Source organism: Streptomyces tanashiensis, assembly GCF_014648895.1.
GTDB lineage: Bacteria > Actinomycetota > Actinomycetes > Streptomycetales > Streptomycetaceae > Streptomyces > Streptomyces tanashiensis.
Window position 1 is genome coordinate 269,919 of the sequence record NZ_BMRZ01000006.1, and the last position, 17,727, is coordinate 287,645.

The window sequence follows — 17,727 nt, forward strand, 5'->3', positions numbered from 1 at the left end:
GCCCGCCCCGTCGCCGCCGGGCGTCCGGTCACAGCAGCCCCAGCTCACGGGCGCGGCGGACGGCGTCGTTGCGCCGGTGCACGGACAGCTTCCGGTAGACGCTCTTGAGGTGGGTCTTCACCGTGTTCACCGACACGTACAGGTCGGCGGCGATGTCCTCGGTCGACATCGCCCGGGCCAGCCGCTCCAGGACGTCGCGCTCCCGCTCGCTGAGCTCCTCCACCGGCATACCCGGCCCGGGGCCGCCCGGGGCCGGGCCGTCCGGCGCCTCCGGGTCGGGAACGAGCCATCCGAGCGCCGACGCCCGCAGCGACGGCTCCGCCAGGAACGCGTCGATCCAGGGCCCGGCGCTGCGGAAGGGGCGTCTGAGCTCCTCGCGGCGGCCCTCGGCGAGGGCCTGCGCGAGGAGTCGGCGCACGGTGGCGGTGTCTCCCTCCAGCGCCGCCGCCTGGGCCCGTACCAGCGCGGCGGGCACCGCCACCCCCGGTCCCGACCGCCCGTGGGCCTCCAGACCGTCGAGCAGGCGGAGGGCCGTACGGGGGTCCCCGGCGGCGAGATACGCCCGCGCCAGGCCGACGGTGCACAGCGGCTGGTCCCCGGCGACCTGCCGGAGGGCCTCGACGGCCGCGTCCGGACGGCCCTCGGCCAGGAGGGCCTCCGAGACGACCAGGGCGGCGGTGCCCTGCGCCCAGGGTGAGTCGTCGGCGGCCGGAACGGGCCGGGCCGCGACGGCCAGCGCGGCGCCCGTCCGGCCCCGGGCCAGCAGCACACCGGCGGTGACGGCGCGGCCGGCCGCCGCCGGCACCGGGTCCGCCGACCGCGGACCGGGCGCGTCGGCGAGGAGGGCCTCGGCATGGTCCACGTCGTCCCGGCCGAGTGCCACCGCGGCCAGGACCACCTGCCCGAGTCCGGAACCCCACGGCTGGGCCAGGCCGTACCGCTCGGCCTCGGCCGTCATGGCGGAGACCTTGCGTTCCGCCGCGCCCGGCCGCCCGTCGAGGTGGTCGACGAGCGCCAGGTGTTCGAGTGCCTCCATCCGCGGGAGCGCGGTGGACGCCGTACGGGGACCGCGGGCCACCGCGGTGAGGTCGGTCCGGGCGTCTTCGTAGCGTCCGGCCCAGAGCGCGGACGAGCCTCTGTGGGTGAGCAGCAGGGCGTCGAGTTCCGGGTGTCCTTCCAGCAGCCGGGAGGGCATCCGGGGCATCAGCTGCCGGGCCGACCGGGTGGCCCGTTCGGCGCGTCCCGCCGAGCCGGCCAGGCGCCCGGCCAGTGCCTCCAGGACGGCCCAGCTCAGCCGGGCGGCCGGGAAGTCCCGGCCGTCGGACGCCAGCTGTTCCTCGGCGCGGCGCAGGTGCGCCAGGCCCCGGTCGAGATCGGACCGGGACAGCTCGCAGGCGGCGCGGACGAGGTTCGTGGCCGGGTCGGGCGTCTCGCCCTCCATCCCGGCGAACCAGTCGACGGGCTCCCCCGAGCCCGGGCCGGTGATGAGCCGCCCGATCTCCAGATCCTCGACCAGGACCCGGGCCATGTACGTCCAGTCCCTGGCGGCGGCGCCGTGGGCCAGCATCTCGGGCAGGGTTCCGGAGCGCCGCAGCCAGTGCGCGGCGCGCCGGTGCAGCTCCGTCTCCAGGCCGGGGGCGCGCCGCCGCAGATGGACCAGGAGGATCTCCCGGAAGAGCGGATGGAGCCGGTACCAGCCGTGCCCGAAGTCCTCGACGAAGGCGTTCGCACGGTGGAGTTCCGCCAGGATCGTCGCGGCGTCGCGCCGCTGGGTCAGCGCGTCCGCCAGGCCGGGGCAGAAGCGGTCCAGGACGCTGATCCGCAGCAGCAGGGCCTGGGTCTCGGGGGTCTGCCGTTCCAGCACCTCGGCGAGGAGGAAGTCGGCGATCGTGCCCTGTCCCGCCTCGAACTGCTTCAGGTAGAGCTCGGGGTCCGGGCTCGACCGCGCCGCCAGGGCGCTCAGCCGGAGGCCGGCCGCCCATCCCCGGGTGCGCTCCACCAGGGCTCCGGCCACCGGAACGGCCAGCGACAGCCCGTGCAGCTCCAGGAGCTCGACCGCCTCCTCCGTGGTGAAGGCCAGATCGGCGTCACGGATCTCGGTCATCTCGCCGGCGAGGCGGTAGCGGTGGAGCGGGAGGAGGGGTTCGGTACGGCTGACGAGGACGAGGCGGAGCCCCGGCCGCGCGTGCCGCAGGACGAACTCCAGCTGCCGTGCGACCTCGGGGTCGGTCATCCGCTCGAACTCGTCGATCACCACGGTGACGGGCCGGTCGTGCCCGGCGAGTTCCCAGGCGAGCCGGCTCAGGAGCGTGTGGTGGACCCGGGTCGCGTCGGCGGGGAAGTCGATGGCGGTGGGTACCGGTACTCCGCAGGCGTTGAGGGACTGGAGCAGCTGCGCCCAGAACATTCCGGGGCCCTCGACCGCCGCGTCGAGCGTGAGCCAGGCGACCGGCCGCCCGAGGTGTGCGGCCCAGTCGGCGACCAGGAGGGACTTGCCGGCCCCGGCGGAGCCGTTGACCACGGTCAGCGGGGTCAGCAGGGCCTGCCCGAGGTGCTCGACCAGGCGGTCGCGGCGCAGGAACGTGCCGGGGCGCCCCGGCAGGGCGAACCGGGTCCGTAGGAAGGGGTCGCCGAGGGGGTCGGCGCCGCCGGGTACGGGGGCGCCCCGCGGGACCTCGCGATCCGTGGCCGCCACGTCCACCACCGCCTTCCGGCCGGCCCGCCGAGGGCGGAGTCTCCCCTCCAGGATGGAAGTGTTCTCCCGGAATCGGCCACCGGACAGGGCCCCGCAAACCCCTCGCGGGTACCCGAAGGTCCCGCACCGGAGGGACCTTCCGGGGAACCGCCCGGGCCGGGAGGTGCGCCCGGCCCGGCCGCGGGGCCTCCTACTGTCCGGGCTGCGGGGGCCCGAAGAGCTCGACGGCACGCCGGACCCCCGCGAGGCCCTCGGCGAGCGCGCTGACGGAGCCGACGGAGCCCGCGACGATCAGCAGGGAGCGGCGCAGCCGCCGTACCTCGGGGTCGCCGCTGAGCGCCATGGCGTCCAGCGCGGCGAGCTCGTCCTCGGCGATCCCCCGGTCGGCGAACTCGACCCGGTGTGCGGCCAGTTCACGCCGGAGCCGGGACACGGCGGACCGCAGTTCGGCCACCCTGGGGTCCACACCCTCGCCGGTCACTCGCCTCTGCCCCACGCTTCGCAACATGGTTCTCCCCCTCGCACGACACTGTGCGCAGAACTCCGTACGACGAACACTCCGGACACTCCGAGCCGACCCCCCGGACGGCGGTCGGGCGCCGTGAGTGGGGGTCAGTTAACTCCTTCGCCACCCCGGCGCGCCACCCTTGGTGGACGGAATTCAGGCGACCGTGTGATTCCGCCTCATGGGGTATGCAGGTGGCATGACAGCTGCAGAAGATCGAACCCCCGTCGTCGCCGGACTGCTGCTCGCCGCCGGGGGCGGGAGGCGGCTCGGGGGGCGGCCCAAGGCGCTGCTCCCGCACCGGGGGCGGCCGCTGGTGGAACACGCCGTGGGGGTGCTGCGCGAGGCCGGGTGCGAGGTGGTGCACGTGGTGCTGGGCGCGTCGGTGGAGCTCGTACGGGAGCGGGCGGAGCTGCCCGGGTGTGTGCTCGTGGACAACCCGGAGTGGGCGGAGGGCATGGGTTCCTCGCTGCGGGCCGGGCTCGCCTCGCTGGCCGCCGATCCGTGCGGCGTGGACGCGGCGCTCGTCCTGCTGGTGGACCAGCCGGGGATCGGGGCGGAGGCCGTGGCCCGGGTCCGGGCGGCGTACGGCTCACGGGATTCCCTGGCGGCCGCCTCGTACGACGGGGAGCGGGGCCATCCGGTGCTGTTCGGCGCCGGGCACTGGGCGGGCATCGCGGAGACGGCGGTGGGCGACCGGGGTGCACGGGACTATCTGGCGGCGCACCGGGATGCGATCACCCCGGTGGACTGCTCGGATGTGGCCGAGCCCTACGACATCGACACCGAGGCGGACCTGGCGCACCTGGAGTGAACGGGCTGGCACCGAGCGCCATGTTCTGTCGATCCGGAGAATCTCGACATCAACAAACCATTGAACTTCCACCATGAGGAAACTAGTATCCACTGTTCAGAAGCGCCTGCTCGTTCAGAAGGCGCTCGCGGCCGTATCTCGGCGCCTGCGGCACTCCGTGCCGATCCGCGACGCCCGGCGGCCGCCTGGCACCGCCCGTGAAGTCCGCTGAAGGAAGTGACAGTTCATGTCCGCACCAGCGCCGTCCCCCCTGGCCGTCGTCGATGCCGAGCCCCTCCCGCGTCAGGAGGAGGTGCTCACCGAGGCCGCCCTGGCCTTCGTCGCCGAACTGCACCGGCGGTTCACCCCGCGCCGGGACGAGCTCCTCGCCCGCCGAGCGGAGCGTCGCGCCGAGATCGCCCGTACGTCCACCCTGGACTTCCTTCCGGAGACCGCCGCGATCCGCGCCGACGACTCCTGGAAGGTCGCGCCGGCCCCGGCGGCCCTGAACGACCGCCGTGTCGAGATCACCGGCCCGACCGACCGCAAGATGACGATCAACGCCCTCAACTCCGGCGCGAAGGTCTGGCTCGCCGACTTCGAGGACGCCTCGGCGCCGACCTGGGAGAACGTCGTCCTCGGCCAGGTCAACCTGATCGACGCCTACACCCGGAAGATCGACTTCACGGACCCGAGGTCGGGCAAGTCGTACGCGCTCAAGCCGGCCGGTGAGCTCGCCACCGTCGTCATGCGGCCGCGCGGCTGGCACCTGGAGGAGCGTCACCTCACCTTCGACGGACGGCCGGTGCCCGGCGCGCTCGTCGACTTCGGCCTGTACTTCTTCCACAACGCCCAGCGTCTGATCGACCTCGGCAAGGGCCCGTACTTCTACCTCCCGAAGACGGAGTCGCACCTGGAGGCCCGCCTCTGGAACGACATCTTCGTCTTCGCGCAGGACTACGTCGGCATCCCGCAGGGCACCGTCCGCGCCACGGTCCTCATCGAGACCATCACGGCCGCGTACGAGATGGAGGAGATCCTCTACGAGCTCCGCGACCACGCCGCCGGCCTGAACGCGGGCCGCTGGGACTACCTCTTCTCCATCGTCAAGAACTTCCGTGACGGCGGGGCCAAGTTCGTCCTTCCGGACCGCAACGCGGTCACGATGACCGCCCCGTTCATGCGCGCGTACACCGAACTCCTCGTGCGCACCTGCCACAAGCGCGGCGCGCACGCGATCGGCGGCATGGCGGCGTTCATCCCGTCCCGCAAGGACGCCGAGGTCAACAAGGTCGCATTCGAGAAGGTCAAGGCCGACAAGGACCGCGAGGCCGGCGACGGCTTCGACGGCTCCTGGGTCGCCCACCCCGACCTGGTCCCGATCGCGATGGCCTCCTTCGACGCGGTCCTCGGCGACAGGCCGAACCAGAAGGACCGTCTCCGCGAGGACGTCTCCGTCGCGCCCGGCGACCTCATCGCCATCGACTCGCTCGACGCCAAGCCCACCTACGGCGGCCTCGTCAGCGCCGTCCAGGTCGGCATCCGCTACATCGAGGCGTGGCTGCGCGGCCTCGGCGCCGTCGCCATCTTCAACCTGATGGAGGACGCGGCCACCGCCGAGATCTCCCGCTCCCAGATCTGGCAGTGGATCAACGCGGGTGTCGAGTTCGAGCACGCCGGGAAGACCGTGACCGCCACCCCCGAGCTCGCCCGCAAGGTCGCCGCCGAGGAGCTGGCCGCGATCCGCGCCGAGATCGGCGAGGAGGCCTTCGCGGCCGGCAGGTGGCAGCAGGCCCACGACCTGCTCCTGCACGTCTCCCTCGACGCGGACTACGCGGACTTCCTGACCCTTCCCGCGTACGAGCAGCTGGTCGGCTGACCCGACCCGTACGGCTGACTCGGCTGCCCGCACAGCCGCCGACAGCAACCTGAGCAGGGCTTCGTCACCGGTGTCGCACAGCACCGGAGGCGGGGCCCTGTTCCCGTTCCTGTGACCTCACAGGCGACGTGACGGAACCGAGATATGCAGCTACCTAGCGGTAACAAGCCACGCCGTGCGAGATTCCGCCATGCCACCGGCCGGCGGCTGTCCCCCACGTCACTGCGTCACCGCATACCGCAGGAGCACAGCCATGCCTTCGACCCCCCACCGTGCGCTGCGCGCACTCCTGGCACTGTGTACCGCCGCCGGGCTCGCCTCCGTCGCCGCCCCCACGGCCACCGCCGCCCCCGGCACCGGCCCCACCGCCGTCGTCGCCATGGGCGACAGCTACATCTCCGGCGAGGCCGGCCGCTGGCAGGGCAACAGCCTCACCAACTCCGGCAGCCGCAACGGCACCGACCGCGCCTGGACGGGCAGCGCCTACGACCCCTCCCGGGTGTACGGCTCCACCGCCGGCGGCTGTCACCGCTCGGACACCTCCGAGGTGCGGAGCGCCGGTCCGATCGCGAGCTCCCTGATCAACCTCGCCTGCTCCGGGGCGACGACGAAGAACGTCTTCCGCGCCTCCCAGGGCGGCCAGGCCTACAAGGGCGAGGCGCCCCAGGCCGACCAGCTGGCGGCCGTCGCCGCCGCGAACGACGTCGAGCTGATCGCGCTGTCCATCGGCGGCAACGACCTCGGCTTCGCCGACATCATCACCACCTGCGCCACCGACTACATCGTCTGGTACTCCTACTGCCACGACGACCAGCAGGCCGAGGTCGACGCGCGGATCGACGGCGTGATGGCCGACGTCGGCAAGTCCGTCGACGAGATCCGGGCGGTCATGACCGCCGCCGGATACGCCGCCTCCGACTACCGGATCGTCCTCCAGTCGTACCCGTCCCCCATCCCCCGCGCCGCCGACAACCGGTACGGGGAGAGCGGCTGGGCCCGCACCAACACCGGCGGCTGCCCCTTCTGGAACGCCGACTCGGACTGGGCCCGCGACTCCCTGGTCCCCCAGCTCGCCTCCCGCCTCAAGGGCGTCGCCACGGCCAAGGGCGTGCAGTTCCTGGACCTGCGGGACGCGCTCCAGGGCCGTGAGGTCTGCGCGAAGGCCGCCAAGCAGGTGACGGCGACCGTGCCCCCGTCGGGGACGACCAGCGAGTGGGCGCGGTGGATCGACAGCCAGAGCACACAGGGTCTCGTCCAGGAGTCGATGCACCCCAACGCCTACGGCCAGCAGGCCCTCGGCCGCTGCCTGGCCCTGATCAGCGCCCGCCCGACGGGGAACCAGAGCTGCCGGAACACGGCGGGGTCGGGGCCGTCGGGGATGTACCTCACGGCGGGGTGACGTCCGCCGCGCTCACGGGAGGGTGATGCCGAGCGGGCGGAGGACCCGCTCGGTCTCGTGCCGGTCCGCCGCGGCCATCGCGCGGACCAGGGCCGCGGAACCGCCCGGCCAGGCGGCCGCCGCGGTGTCGAAGGCGGCGCGGCGGGACTCCAGGGGGCCCTTCTTCCCGGGCAGCGCGTCGAGGACGTGCAGGGCCCGGGCGGAGGTCCGGACCTGGATCGGGTCCGCCGGCTCGCCCCGGTCGCGCAGGGCGTCCAGGACGTACGCGCCGACGACGGGGTCGCGCAGGGCACCGCGCAGGGCCTCGGGCGGGGCACCGGCCGTGTCCAGGACGGCGAAGAGGCCGCGGGTGGCGGCCGCGTCGGAGGTGCCGGAGTGGACGGTGCCGAGGGCGGCGAGCAGCTGGGACCAGGCGTCGGAGGTGTCCCCGCGCGCGTGGAGCCAGTCGGCGAGCACGCGCGCGGCGACGGACGCGGACCAGCCGCCGGCGGCGGCGACCACGTCCGGCGCGGCCCAGGCGAGGGCCTCGGCGGCGTCGGGCGCGACGACCCCGCGCACTCCGAGCAGATAGCGCACGACGCCCGCGCCGCGCGGGGTGAGCCCGAAGGCGTCGCCGGTGCGGAAGACCAGGCCGGTGGCGGCGAGGCGGTCGAGGACCGTGGCGAGGTCGCGGGCCGGTCCTTCGAGCCGCGCCCGGTCGGCCTCGTTCGGCTCCGCCGTGCCGAGGAGCCGTACGAGCTCCGGCAGGGGCGGGACGGTGTACGCGTCAGGTGCCGCGTCCGGCACGGTGACGGGCAGGTCCTCCAGGGCCGGGTCGACGGGCCAGTCCTCGTACTCGGCTGCCTTGCGGGCGACGGACTCGGCGGAGCAGCCGCGCTGGTAGACCGCGTACAGCAGGTGCGGTGCCTCGCCCCCGTAGGGCTCGAACTCCTCCTCCGCGAGCTCCTCGACGGCGGCGATGAGGGTGTCCGCGTCCTCCTCCACGGGCCCGGCCTCGATCGCGGGCGGCGGGGGTGCGGGGGCGGCGGGGTCCCCGTAGTAGTCGAGGTGTTCGTCGAGGAGGGCGTCGGCGAGGACGAGGTGGGGGAAGGCGTCGGGTCCCGGCGCGAACCGCGCGTACGGGCCGGCGAGCTGCTCGGCGAGTCCGGCGGCGGTCCACCGGTCCTGGAGCGCGGCGGCGAGCTGCCCGATGCCGGCCGCGACGGCGTGGTCGGTGAGCAGCGGACCGGCGGCCGGGGGCGCCTCGGCGTCCCGCACGTACGCGCGCGTGAGCGCCTCGGCGAGCAGCACGTCGGCGAGGGCGGTCCGGCCCATGAGGTGGGCGCGGCGCACCCCGTCGGGCAGCGGCGCGCCGTCGAGGGCGGAGAGCCGGCGCCGTACGTCCTCGGGGTCGGCGAGGTCGGCACCGCAGGTGCGCAGGAGCGAGGCGTACCAGCGGTGCCAGGTGAGGTTGCCGGGGTCGGTCATGGCGCGCTCGAAGTCGGGCGCGGAATCGGCGACGACCACGGCGATCTTCTCGCGCCGTCCGCCGTCGAACCGTGCGGCGAGGGCCCCGAGGACGGCCGGGTAGGCGGCGAGCTCGCCGGGCGGCGCGTACACGAAGGCCGGCAGGTCCTCCACGAGGAGCTGCCGCACGAGTCCGGGCGTCGGCTCGGGCAGCCCCGTCGCGCGGTCGGCGCCGCGCAGGGCGAGCAGTCCCAGTACCGCTTCGGCGGCCCGCGCGAAGGCGGGGTCATGACGCTCGGGCGCTCCGTCGAGGAAGCCGTCGAGCCCGGTGTTGGTGAGAACGGTCCCGGCCACGCTTCCCAGGGTAGTTCGGGGGAGCCGGTTCCGGCGGGCAAGGGCCGGGGGTCAGGAGTGTCGCCGCAGGGTGCGGACGACGTGGGTGAGGTGCTGGATGTGGCCGTGGCCGATCCAGAAGTCGGGGTGGCCGGTGCCGGGGAGGTCCCGGCCGTCCGCGCAGGCGCGGAGCCAGCGCTCGCCCTCGCTGTACTCCGCTCCCCTGAAGTCGGGGCCGTCGACGATCTCGCGGGCCAGGGCGCGGACCGTCAGGTGGTGGTGGGACTCGGCGGGCACCTCGCCGATGAGGAAGGTGTGCGCGGTGGTGTAGCGCAGCGCGCCCCGGAAGGGGTCGTCGCCGGTGTCGGAGACCCGGTCGGCGCTCGCCGCGTCGTGCGCCCCGTAGTCGCCGTATGCGGGTCGGGGACCCTGTCCGCCGGCGGCGTGGCGGAGCAGTTCGGGGAGGTGACGGTCGGTCCGGTACGTCTCGGCCAGGGGTGCCCCGTACCCCTCGGGGTGGGTGCGGGGGAAGGCGCCGGCGAGGAGTACGACGGTGCGCCAGGGGTGGAGGGTGCCGAGGTGGTCGAGGAGGTCGAGGGTGTGGAGCGCCGTGCGTTCGGCGCCCGGGTCCTCGTCGACGGCGCCCAGGTCGACGAGGAGGTCCAGCGGGCAGCGTGCGAACGCGATCCGGTCCAGGAGGCGGCAGAGTGCCTCCGCCGTGGAGTCGACGGCGTCCGGGCGTATCCGGATGCCGAGGCCGGTGCCACCGGCACGGGCCGCCTCGGCGCAGGCCACCTGCTGGGCGGCGGCGCGGTCGATGCCGGTCACTGGCCTCAGCGGGGTGCGGCCGGAGCCGATGCCGGGGAATCCCGGCTCGCGCTCGATGTGGCGGGTGTCGACCCAGGCGGGGCGACCGCGCTGGGCCCGTCCGATGAGGTCCAGGGTGTCGCGGGCGTGGCGGGCGAGTGCGGCGGGGTCGGGGTCGAGGGGGTGGGACGGCCCGCGGCCGGGGGTGCGCTCGCGGCCGACGCGCGGCGGGACGGTCCAGAGCGGCACGAGGGCGGCCCTGATGTCCGGCGTCAGCAGGTGGTAGGCGCCGAGCGCGCTCGGCCGGGCGGGCAGGGCGGGTACGTAGATCGGCTCGGACGACGGCTCGGACGACCGTTCTGACGACGGCTCCGACGGCGGCTCGGACATCGCCTCGGACATCGGCTCGGACATCGGCTCTGGCATCGGCTCGGACATCGGCTCTGGCATCGGCGCCCCCCAGCGGCCCGTCGCATCCCCTGGTCGCAGGGTGAGGGGCGTCGGTTCTCGGCGAAAGGGTGCGATTCCGGCCAAGGGCCCTGGAGTTCAGCGCACGACCACGGTCCTCGGTGCCGAGAAGTCGCCCCAGGTGCCGTCCGGGAGCTGGGCGCGCAGGGTGACCGTGTAGCGGGTGCCCGGCGGGTCCTGGACCGGGAAGGTGTACGTCGCGCGGCCGGGGGGCGGGGTGGTGCCCCAGACGATGGTGGTGGCGAACCGGCCGTCGAGGTGGAGTTCGTGGTGGGTGACGGGGGCGCCCGTCCTCGGCGGTGTCCAGGTGAGGGTGATCTCGCCCTTGCGGGCCGTGGCGGTGAGGTCTCGGGGGGCGGTGTTCGGCGGGGCGCCCGGGGAGGGGGCGGTGGTGAGGTCGGCCGGCGCGCTGTCCGGGGACGAGTTCTCGGCGGCGTCGCGGGCGCGGACGGTGAACGCGTAGGCGGTGCCGGGGCGCAGGCCCGTCAGGTGGGCGGTGGTCGCGGTGCCGGGGACGGTGTGGATGCGGGTGTCGGCCTGGTAGACGTCGTACGCGGTGACCCGGGTGTCGTCACGGGCCGGGGACCAGCGGAGGGTGGCGGCGCGGCTGCCGTCGGCGGTGACGCGGAGGGCGGTCGGGGTGGTGGGAGGCCTGCGGTCCTCGGCGGCGGCGCGGAGGGTGGTGGCGGTGACGGTGGCGCTGGGGGGCGAGACGTTGCCGGCGGCGTCGCGGGCGCGGACGCTGAAGCGGTGGGGGGTCGCGGGGGCGAGGCCCACGACGTCGGTCATCAGCGTGGTGGCGGGGAGGTCCTTGACCTTGCGGCCCTCGCGGTAGACGGCGTATCCGGTGACGGCGCGGTCGTCGGTGGCCGCGCTCCACATGACGTGGACGGTGCTCGCGCTGCCGGCGGTGGCGGTGACTCCGCTGGGGACGGTGGGTGCCCGGGTGTCCTTCGGCGCGGGGGCGGCGGCGCCGGCGCAGGCGGTGAGGGAGAACGTCATCGTGAGCGCGAGTGCGGTCAACAGGCTTGCGGCGAGCGGGCGTTGCACGGGCCGGCCTCCGTCCGTCGGAAAGGTCCAGACCTATATCGCACAGTCGGCGTCGACTCGGCAAGGGGGCGTTGTCAGTGGGGTGCGCTTCACTGGAATCGTCACGCTGAGTAGTCGACGAGGGGGGAATCATGACGGACCGTACGACCTATGTGTCGCTCGCCGGGGTGCGGGGGCGCGGCTGGACCGACGCGATGGTGCAGGATCTGCTCGGCACGCCCGATGTACAGGGGCGCGATCCGCGCCGCTGGTCCCTCGCGCCGGTGCGGCTCTACCTCCTGGCCCGGGTGGAGACGGTGGAGCGGACGCCCGAGTTCGCCGAGACGGCCGCGCTCTGCAGGGCGCGGGCCTCGGCCTCCGGGGTCCACGCCGAGCGGCGGCGGGCCGCCGTCCTGAGCGCGATCCGAGCGGAACCGATCGAGGTGCCCCGGCTCCCCCGGCCCGAACTGGAGCGGCGGGCCGTGCGGCACCGGCATCTGCTGGGAGCCCGAAGTCCCGGGCCGCGGCGCGAGGGGGCACCGCCCGGTGCACCCGCACCCGCGCCCGCGCCGGCCGGGGCGCTGGTGCGCTGGCAGGTGAGCTATCTGCGGCACGCCCTGTCGCGGTACGAGGCGCTGCTCGACGGGCTGTACGGGGAGAGCGGGCGGGGCGAGGCCGAACGGCTGCTGAGGCAGCGGCTGTACGAGGCGATCGCCGCCGCCTACCCCGCGCTGGCCCGGGAGTGCCGTCGCCGGATCGCGGTGGAGGAGCGGTGAGCGCCGCCGTGCCGCCGCGCCGGGCCGGTGAGTGCCGTCATCGGACGGTCGGTCCGCCGGTCCGGCGGTCCGTCAGCAGCCGGGTGATCGCGCGGCAGGCCGCCGGGATCGGGGCGACGACCCGGACCGCGCAGCGGGCGTGGAGTGCCTCGGCCGCCTCGCCCAGCGGGCCGCCGCCGATGACGACGGCGCGGGCCCCGTCGCGTTCGGCGCAGGCGCGGACGGCGCGCTCCAGCCGGTCGAGGAGGAGCTCCGGGTCGGCGGAGAGGCGTTCGGGGGCGCCCGCGGTGAGCCGCAGGCCGGTGTACCGGTCGGCGAGGCCGAGGGCGTTCACGCGGGCGTGGATGGCGTCGGCGAGGAGCGGGGTGGTGGTGGCGATGCCGAAGGGCGTGCCGCCGGCGGCGGCTTCGAGCAGCGCCGCCTCGCCGATGCCGACGACGGGGATGCCGGACGTGGGGGCGCCGGACGTGAGGGTGCCGGACGTGAGGGTGCCGGACGTGAGGGTGCCGGACGTGGGGATGCCGACCTCCCGGATGCCGGACGCGGGGGTGCCCGTCGCCCCGTACGCTCCGCTCGCCCCGGCCAACCCGTGCACCCCGCTCGCACCGGCTCCCGTCGTGGCCGCGCGGAGGGCTGTGAGGCCCGGGTCTCCGAAGGCGGCGACGAGGAGGGCGGCGCAGTCGCCCCCGGCCGTGGCCCGGAGGCCGGCGGCGAGGACCTCGGGGGCGGCGGCCCGCAGGGCCTCCGGATCGGTGAGCATGCGCGGCCCCCGGGCGACGGTCACGCCCCGGACGGGAAGGGCGGGCCCCAGGGTGCGCCGGGCGATGGCGGTCATCATCGCGGTCGTGGCGGTGGAGGAGTTGGGGTTGATCAGCACCACGGCCCCGGGCCCCGCGGCGTGCGCGGGGACCAGGGCGGTCGGTGGGACGAGGAGCGGGCTCAGTGGACGTGCGCCGCCTTCGCCGAGGCGCTGCCGGAGATCTCCTCGCCGGGCTCCATGGGCGCGGTGACCTCGTCGGCGTCGCGGCCGCGGCCCAGGTGGTTGAAGACCACGTTGAGCAGGACGGCGGCGACGCAGCCGGTCGAGATGCCGGAGTCCAGGATGATCTGCGCGGTCTCCGGGAAGGCGTGGTAGAAGTCCGGCTTGGTGATCGGGATGATGCCGACGGCCAGCGAGACGGCCACGATCAGCACGTTGTTGTCCTTCTCCAGGCCGGCCTTGACCAGGGTCTGGATGCCGCTGGCGGCGACCGAGCCGAAGAGGACGACGCCCGCGCCGCCGAGGACCGGCCGGGGCACGACCGAGATGAGCGAGGCGGCGACCGGCGAGAGGCCCATGAGGACCAGGAAGCCACCACCGGCGGCGACGACGAAGCGGCTGCGGATCCTGGTCATGGCGACCAGACCGATGTTCTGCGCGAAGGCGCTGCACATGAAGCCGTTGAAGAGCGGGCTGATCGCGGAGCCGAGGGTGTCGGCACGCAGTCCGGCGGCGATGGTCTTCTCGTCGGCGGGCCGCTCGACGATCTCGCCGAGCGCCAGCATGTCGGCGGTCGACTCGGTCATGGAGACCAGCATGACCACACACATGGAGATGATCGCGGCGAGGGCGAACTGCGGGGCGCCGAAGTGGAAGGGGGACGGGAAACCGACGATGTCGGCCTCCTGCACCGGGCTGAAGTCGGTGACCCCGAACGGTATGGCGATGAGCGTGCCGATGACGAGGCCGACCAGGACCGCGACCTGCTTGAGGAAGCCGCGGGTGAAGCGGCGGAGCAGCAGGACCACGACGAGCGTGATGCCGGCGAGCGAGAGGTGCGTGGTCGAACCGTAGTCCTTGGCCGTGGGGTTGGGCCCCTGGGCCCAGCCGAACGCGACCGGGAGGAGGGAGACGCCGATGAGGGTGATCACGGTGCCGGTGACGACGGGCGGGAAGAACCGCACGAGCCGGGAGAAGAAGGGTGCCGCGGCGAAGCCGAGGAGACCGGCGACGATGATCGCCCCGAAGATCACGGGGAGCGCGTCGGCCTTGTTCTCGGTGGTGTCGACGATCGCCAGCATGGGCGCGACGCCGGCGAAGGTGACGCCGTTGACGAACGGCAGCTTGGCGCCGATCTTCCAGACGCCGAGGGTCTGGAGGAAGGTGGCGAGGCCGGCGGTGAAGAGGCTGGCGCCGGTGAGGAAGGTGAGCTCGGTGCCGGAGAGGCCGACGGCCGCTCCGACGATCAGGGGCGGGGCGACGACGCCCGCGTACATGGCGGCGACGTGCTGGAGGCCGCTGGTGAGCATCTTGAGTGGGGGCAGCGTCTCGTCGACCGGATGCTTCTCTCGGTCTTCGGGGGCGGAGCCTGCTTCTGGTGCATTGCGAACCTGGGGCTTGGCGGCCACGGGGTTCCTCCGGTCGGTTACACGTCGGCGGTGACGCGGGGTTCATGGAGGTGGTGCGAAGCGGTGCGAAGTGCAGGAGGTGCGGCTCGGTGCGGGGTGAAGAGGGTGGAGCGGGGTGCGCGCGGAGGGGTGCGACGCGGGGACGGGTGCCCGGTGTGGGGGTGCGGGCGTACTTCACCGTCCCGGGTGGTGCCGTAGGTCTTCTGCGTACGGCACCACCCGGTCGGGCTGCCGCGGACCCCGCTCGGGTCCGCGGCGACCGACCGAGGGCCGTCCCCCTCGGTCGGACTCCATGGGGAGGGTCAGCTCTGGGCCGTGATCCGGGCCAGGCGCTGCGCCTCCGCTCGCGCGTCACGCGCGATCTGCTCCTCGTCGGCGAACAGGAGTCGGTTGTTCTCGACGATCTGCTTGCCGTTGACGAAGGAGGCGGTGACCGGGGCCGCCGCGCCGAAGACGATGGCGGTGACCGGGTCGGCGATCGAGGAGTGGCCGAGGCCGTCGATCTTCCAGAGGACGAAGTCCGCGAGCTTGCCGGCCTCGAGGGAGCCGATGTTGTCGGCGCGGCCGAGGACCTGGGCGCCGCCGTAGGTGCCGAGGCGCAGGGCCTGGCGGGCGTTGAGCGCGGCCTCGCGGTGGGCGCCGAGCCGGTTGATGAGGAGCGCGTTGCGCAGCTCGGTGTGGAGCTCGCCGGACTCGTTGGAGGCGGTGCCGTCGACGCCGAGGCCGACGGGGACGCCCGCCTTGAGCATGTCCGGTACGCGGGCGATGCCGGCGGCGAGGCGCGCGTTGGAGGAGGGACAGTGCGCCACACCGGTCTTGGTGCGGGCGAAGGCCTCGATGTCGGAGTCGTTCATGTGGACGCAGTGCGCCATCCACACGTCCTCGCCGAGGAAGCCGGTGGACTCGAAGTAGTCCGTCGGGCCCATGCCGAAGAGCTCGTGGCAGAACTTCTCCTCCTCCACGGTCTCCGAGCCGTGGGTGTGCATGCGCACGCCGAGGCGGCGGCCGAGCGCGGCGCCCTCGCGGAGCAGCTCGGTGGAGATGGAGAAGGGCGAGCAGGGGGCGACGGCGACCTGGGTCATCGCGTCGAAGGAGGCGTCGTGGTACTTCCGCACCGTCTCCTCGGTCGCGGCGAGCGCGCCCTCGGTGGTCTCGACGGCGAAGTCCGGCGGCAGGCCGCCGTCCTTCTCGCTGCGGTCCATGGAGCCGCGGGCCAGGGTGAAGCGGACACCCATGTCGGCGGCCGCGCCGATGATGGCGCCGGAGAGGTCGCCGGAGCCCTGCGGGTAGACGTAGTGGTGGTCCATGGCCGTGGTGACACCGCCGCGGGCCATCATCGCCAGGGAGCCCTGGGCGGCGACGCGGACCATCGACTCGTCGATGCGGGACCACGTCGGGTAGAGCGCGACCAGCCAGTTGAAGAGGTTGTGGTCGGTGGCCAGACCTCGGGTGATCCACTGGTAGAAGTGGTGGTGGGTGTTGACCAGGCCGGGCGTCACCAGATGACCGGTGGCGTCGATCCGGCGGACCACGTTCTCCAGGCCCTCGGGCGCCTTGCCGGCGCCGATGGACTCGATCCTGTTGTCGGCGACGACGAGGTGGCCGGAGGCGTACTCGGTGTCGTTCGCGTCGACGGTCGCGATCGCCGCGTTCTCGATGACGATGCGCTGGGCTGCCGAAGGTGCTGCCATGGCGGTGCTTCCTTCATTCCTCGGGGGTGGTGTGGGCACGGCAGGACCCTAGGAGGATTTGAGTGCCGGAGCCGTGTGACGGCTCCGGGTGCCGAGATGGTGGAAGAACAGGTTGAGCAGGACCGCGACGAGCGCGCCCGCGCTGATGCCGGAGCCGAGCACGGTCTGCGCCCAGGCGGGGAAGCCGGCGTAGAAGGTGGGCGCGGCGAGCGGGATGATGCCCGCTCCGAGCGCGACGGCCACCAGGATGATGTTGGAGCTGTCGTCGAGTCCGGCCTCGGACAGGGTACGGATGCCGCTGACCGCGATGGAGCCGAAGAGGACGATGCCGGCGCCGCCGAGGACGGGCATGGGGACCATGGAGACGACCGCGCCGAGGACGGGGAAGGCGCCGAGGACGAGCAGGGCTCCGCCGGCGACGGCGACCACGTACCGGGAGCGGACCCGGGTCAGCGAGACGACGCCGACGTTCTGGGCGAAGGCGGAGGTCGGGAAGCCGCCGAAGACCGGGCCGAGCAGGGTGGCGATGCCGTCGGTGCGCAGGCCGCGGGTGATGGTCCTGCCGTCGCTGCGGCGCTCGCAGATCTCGCCGAGGGCGAGCATGCCGGCGCTGGACTCGGTCATGAGGACCAGCATCACGATGCACAGGGAGAGGATCGCGGCGGGCTGGAACTCGGGGGCGCCGAAGGCGAAGGGCGCGGGGAGGGCGGCGACGGGCGCCTCACGCAGGGCGCTGAAGTCGGCCATCCCGAAGGGGATCGCGGCGAGGGTGCCGATGAGCAGGCCGAGCAGCAGGGCGATCTGCTTGACGAAGCCCTTGCCGAAGCGCTGGAAGAGCAGGATGACGACGAGGGTGAAGCCGGCGAGTGCCAGGTACTTCATGGCGCCGAAGTCGGCGGCGGTCTTGTCGCCGCCCTGGGCCCAGCCGACGGGCACGGGCATCAGGGTGACCCCGATGAGGGTGATGACGACGCCGGTGACGAGCGGCGGGAAGAAGCGCAGGAGCCTGCCGAAGAAGGGTCCGACGGCGAGGCAGAAGACTCCGGCGACCATCACCGCGCCGTAGATGGCGGGGAGTTGGTGTCCGGGGGCGCTCGTCTCGGCGATGGCGAGCATCGGGGCGATGCCCGCGGACGAGGCGGCGTTGACGAACGGGAGCCGGTTGCCGGCGAAGCGTCCGAGGCCGAGGGTCTGCAGGATCGTCGCGCACCCGGCGATGAGCAGGCTGGCCGCGATGAGCCGCGTCATTCCGGCGGCGTCCAGGCCGACGGCCTGGCCGATGATGAGCGGAGGGGTGACGACGCCGGCGTACATGGCGGCGATGTGCTGGAGCGCCGCGGGGACGAGCCGCGAGGCGGGGAGCTTCTCGTCCACCGGGTGGCACGCGGCCGGGGCCGGGGCGGTGGTGGACGGCGGAGTGGAACACGGGCCTTCGGCGTGCGCCGGCCCCTTTGCGGGCTGTGCCATGGAAATGCCTCCGCTCTGGTGCGGGCCCCGCCCGACTGCGGGCGGGCGGGG

Annotated in this window: 13 protein-coding genes; 4 read left to right on the forward strand and 9 right to left on the reverse strand. The window is 73.9% G+C overall.

Annotated elements, in window-relative coordinates:
* Positions 1-28: 28 nt before the first annotated feature.
* Positions 29-2,704 carry a winged helix-turn-helix domain-containing protein gene (locus IE237_RS21130; RefSeq protein WP_370468234.1) on the reverse strand — a complete coding sequence of 892 codons (2,676 nt, stop codon included), beginning with the start codon at positions 2,702-2,704 and terminating at the stop codon, positions 29-31.
* 181 nt (positions 2,705-2,885) lie between these two features.
* Positions 2,886-3,203, reverse strand: coding sequence for a DUF5955 family protein (locus tag IE237_RS21135; RefSeq protein WP_189803611.1), 318 nt, complete (start codon positions 3,201-3,203; stop codon positions 2,886-2,888).
* A gap of 196 nt (positions 3,204-3,399) precedes the next feature.
* On the opposite strand from IE237_RS21135, the gene IE237_RS21140 reads away from it, so the two are divergent.
* The 3 genes from IE237_RS21140 (at position 3,400) to IE237_RS21150 (ending at position 7,271) form a co-directional block, all read left to right on the forward strand.
* Positions 3,400-4,014 carry a nucleotidyltransferase family protein gene (locus IE237_RS21140; protein ID WP_189803612.1) on the forward strand — a complete coding sequence of 205 codons (615 nt, stop codon included), beginning with the start codon at positions 3,400-3,402 and terminating at the stop codon, positions 4,012-4,014.
* Between the two features lie 226 nt (positions 4,015-4,240).
* The gene (aceB, locus tag IE237_RS21145) at positions 4,241-5,872 is read left to right on the forward strand and encodes a malate synthase A (RefSeq protein ID WP_189803613.1); all 1,632 of its coding nucleotides are present in this window, start codon (positions 4,241-4,243) and stop codon (positions 5,870-5,872) included.
* Positions 5,873-6,125: 253 nt separating this feature from the next.
* Entirely contained in the window at positions 6,126-7,271 is a 1,146-nt protein-coding gene (locus IE237_RS21150; protein WP_189803614.1) for a GDSL-type esterase/lipase family protein, read from the forward strand.
* Positions 7,272-7,283: 12 nt separating this feature from the next.
* Here IE237_RS21150 and IE237_RS21155 read toward each other — a convergent pair whose 3' ends face one another.
* From IE237_RS21155 to IE237_RS21165, 3 genes are all read right to left on the reverse strand, one after another.
* Entirely contained in the window at positions 7,284-9,071 is a 1,788-nt protein-coding gene (locus IE237_RS21155) for a hypothetical protein (RefSeq protein ID WP_189803615.1), read from the reverse strand.
* A 51-nt stretch (positions 9,072-9,122) separates the two neighbouring features.
* Positions 9,123-10,271 (reverse strand): beta family protein, encoded by a 1,149-nt coding sequence (locus tag IE237_RS21160; RefSeq protein WP_189803616.1) that lies wholly within the window; start codon positions 10,269-10,271, stop codon positions 9,123-9,125.
* A gap of 132 nt (positions 10,272-10,403) precedes the next feature.
* On the reverse strand, positions 10,404-11,375 hold the full coding sequence (locus IE237_RS21165; RefSeq protein WP_189803617.1) for a fibronectin type III domain-containing protein: 972 nt from the start codon (positions 11,373-11,375) through the stop codon (positions 10,404-10,406).
* A 131-nt stretch (positions 11,376-11,506) separates the two neighbouring features.
* On the opposite strand from IE237_RS21165, the gene IE237_RS21170 reads away from it, so the two are divergent.
* On the forward strand, positions 11,507-12,130 hold the full coding sequence (locus tag IE237_RS21170; RefSeq protein WP_189803618.1) for a hypothetical protein: 624 nt from the start codon (positions 11,507-11,509) through the stop codon (positions 12,128-12,130).
* Positions 12,131-12,167: 37 nt separating this feature from the next.
* Here IE237_RS21170 and IE237_RS21175 read toward each other — a convergent pair whose 3' ends face one another.
* The 4 genes from IE237_RS21175 to IE237_RS21190 form a co-directional block, all read right to left on the reverse strand.
* Positions 12,168-13,010: an aspartate/glutamate racemase family protein gene (locus IE237_RS21175; RefSeq protein ID WP_189803619.1), complete on the reverse strand. Its 843-nt coding sequence runs from the start codon at positions 13,008-13,010 to the stop codon at positions 12,168-12,170.
* 59 nt (positions 13,011-13,069) lie between these two features.
* Positions 13,070-14,419 carry a nucleobase:cation symporter-2 family protein gene (locus IE237_RS21180; protein ID WP_229842795.1) on the reverse strand — a complete coding sequence of 450 codons (1,350 nt, stop codon included), beginning with the start codon at positions 14,417-14,419 and terminating at the stop codon, positions 13,070-13,072.
* A gap of 401 nt (positions 14,420-14,820) precedes the next feature.
* Positions 14,821-16,209: an 8-oxoguanine deaminase gene (locus IE237_RS21185; protein WP_189803621.1), complete on the reverse strand. Its 1,389-nt coding sequence runs from the start codon at positions 16,207-16,209 to the stop codon at positions 14,821-14,823.
* Between the two features lie 48 nt (positions 16,210-16,257).
* Positions 16,258-17,676 (reverse strand): nucleobase:cation symporter-2 family protein, encoded by a 1,419-nt coding sequence (locus tag IE237_RS21190; RefSeq protein WP_189803622.1) that lies wholly within the window; start codon positions 17,674-17,676, stop codon positions 16,258-16,260.
* Positions 17,677-17,727 lie beyond the last annotated feature (51 nt).

What these genes read in the sequence shown, in the direction of transcription:
- IE237_RS21135 (WP_189803611.1), bottom strand. Translation starts at nt 3,203, where the DNA reads ATGTTGCGAAGCGTGGGGCAGAGGCGAGTGACCGGCGAGGGTGTGGAC.
- IE237_RS21140 (WP_189803612.1), top strand. Translation starts at nt 3,400, where the DNA reads ATGACAGCTGCAGAAGATCGAACCCCCGTCGTCGCCGGACTGCTGCTC.
- aceB (WP_189803613.1), top strand. Translation starts at nt 4,241, where the DNA reads ATGTCCGCACCAGCGCCGTCCCCCCTGGCCGTCGTCGATGCCGAGCCC.
- IE237_RS21150 (WP_189803614.1), top strand. Translation starts at nt 6,126, where the DNA reads ATGCCTTCGACCCCCCACCGTGCGCTGCGCGCACTCCTGGCACTGTGT.
- IE237_RS21160 (WP_189803616.1), bottom strand. Translation starts at nt 10,271, where the DNA reads ATGTCCGAGCCGATGTCCGAGGCGATGTCCGAGCCGCCGTCGGAGCCG.
- IE237_RS21170 (WP_189803618.1), top strand. Translation starts at nt 11,507, where the DNA reads ATGACGGACCGTACGACCTATGTGTCGCTCGCCGGGGTGCGGGGGCGC.
- IE237_RS21180 (WP_229842795.1), bottom strand. Translation starts at nt 14,419, where the DNA reads ATGCTCACCAGCGGCCTCCAGCACGTCGCCGCCATGTACGCGGGCGTC.
- IE237_RS21185 (WP_189803621.1), bottom strand. Translation starts at nt 16,209, where the DNA reads ATGGCAGCACCTTCGGCAGCCCAGCGCATCGTCATCGAGAACGCGGCG.
- IE237_RS21190 (WP_189803622.1), bottom strand. Translation starts at nt 17,676, where the DNA reads ATGGCACAGCCCGCAAAGGGGCCGGCGCACGCCGAAGGCCCGTGTTCC.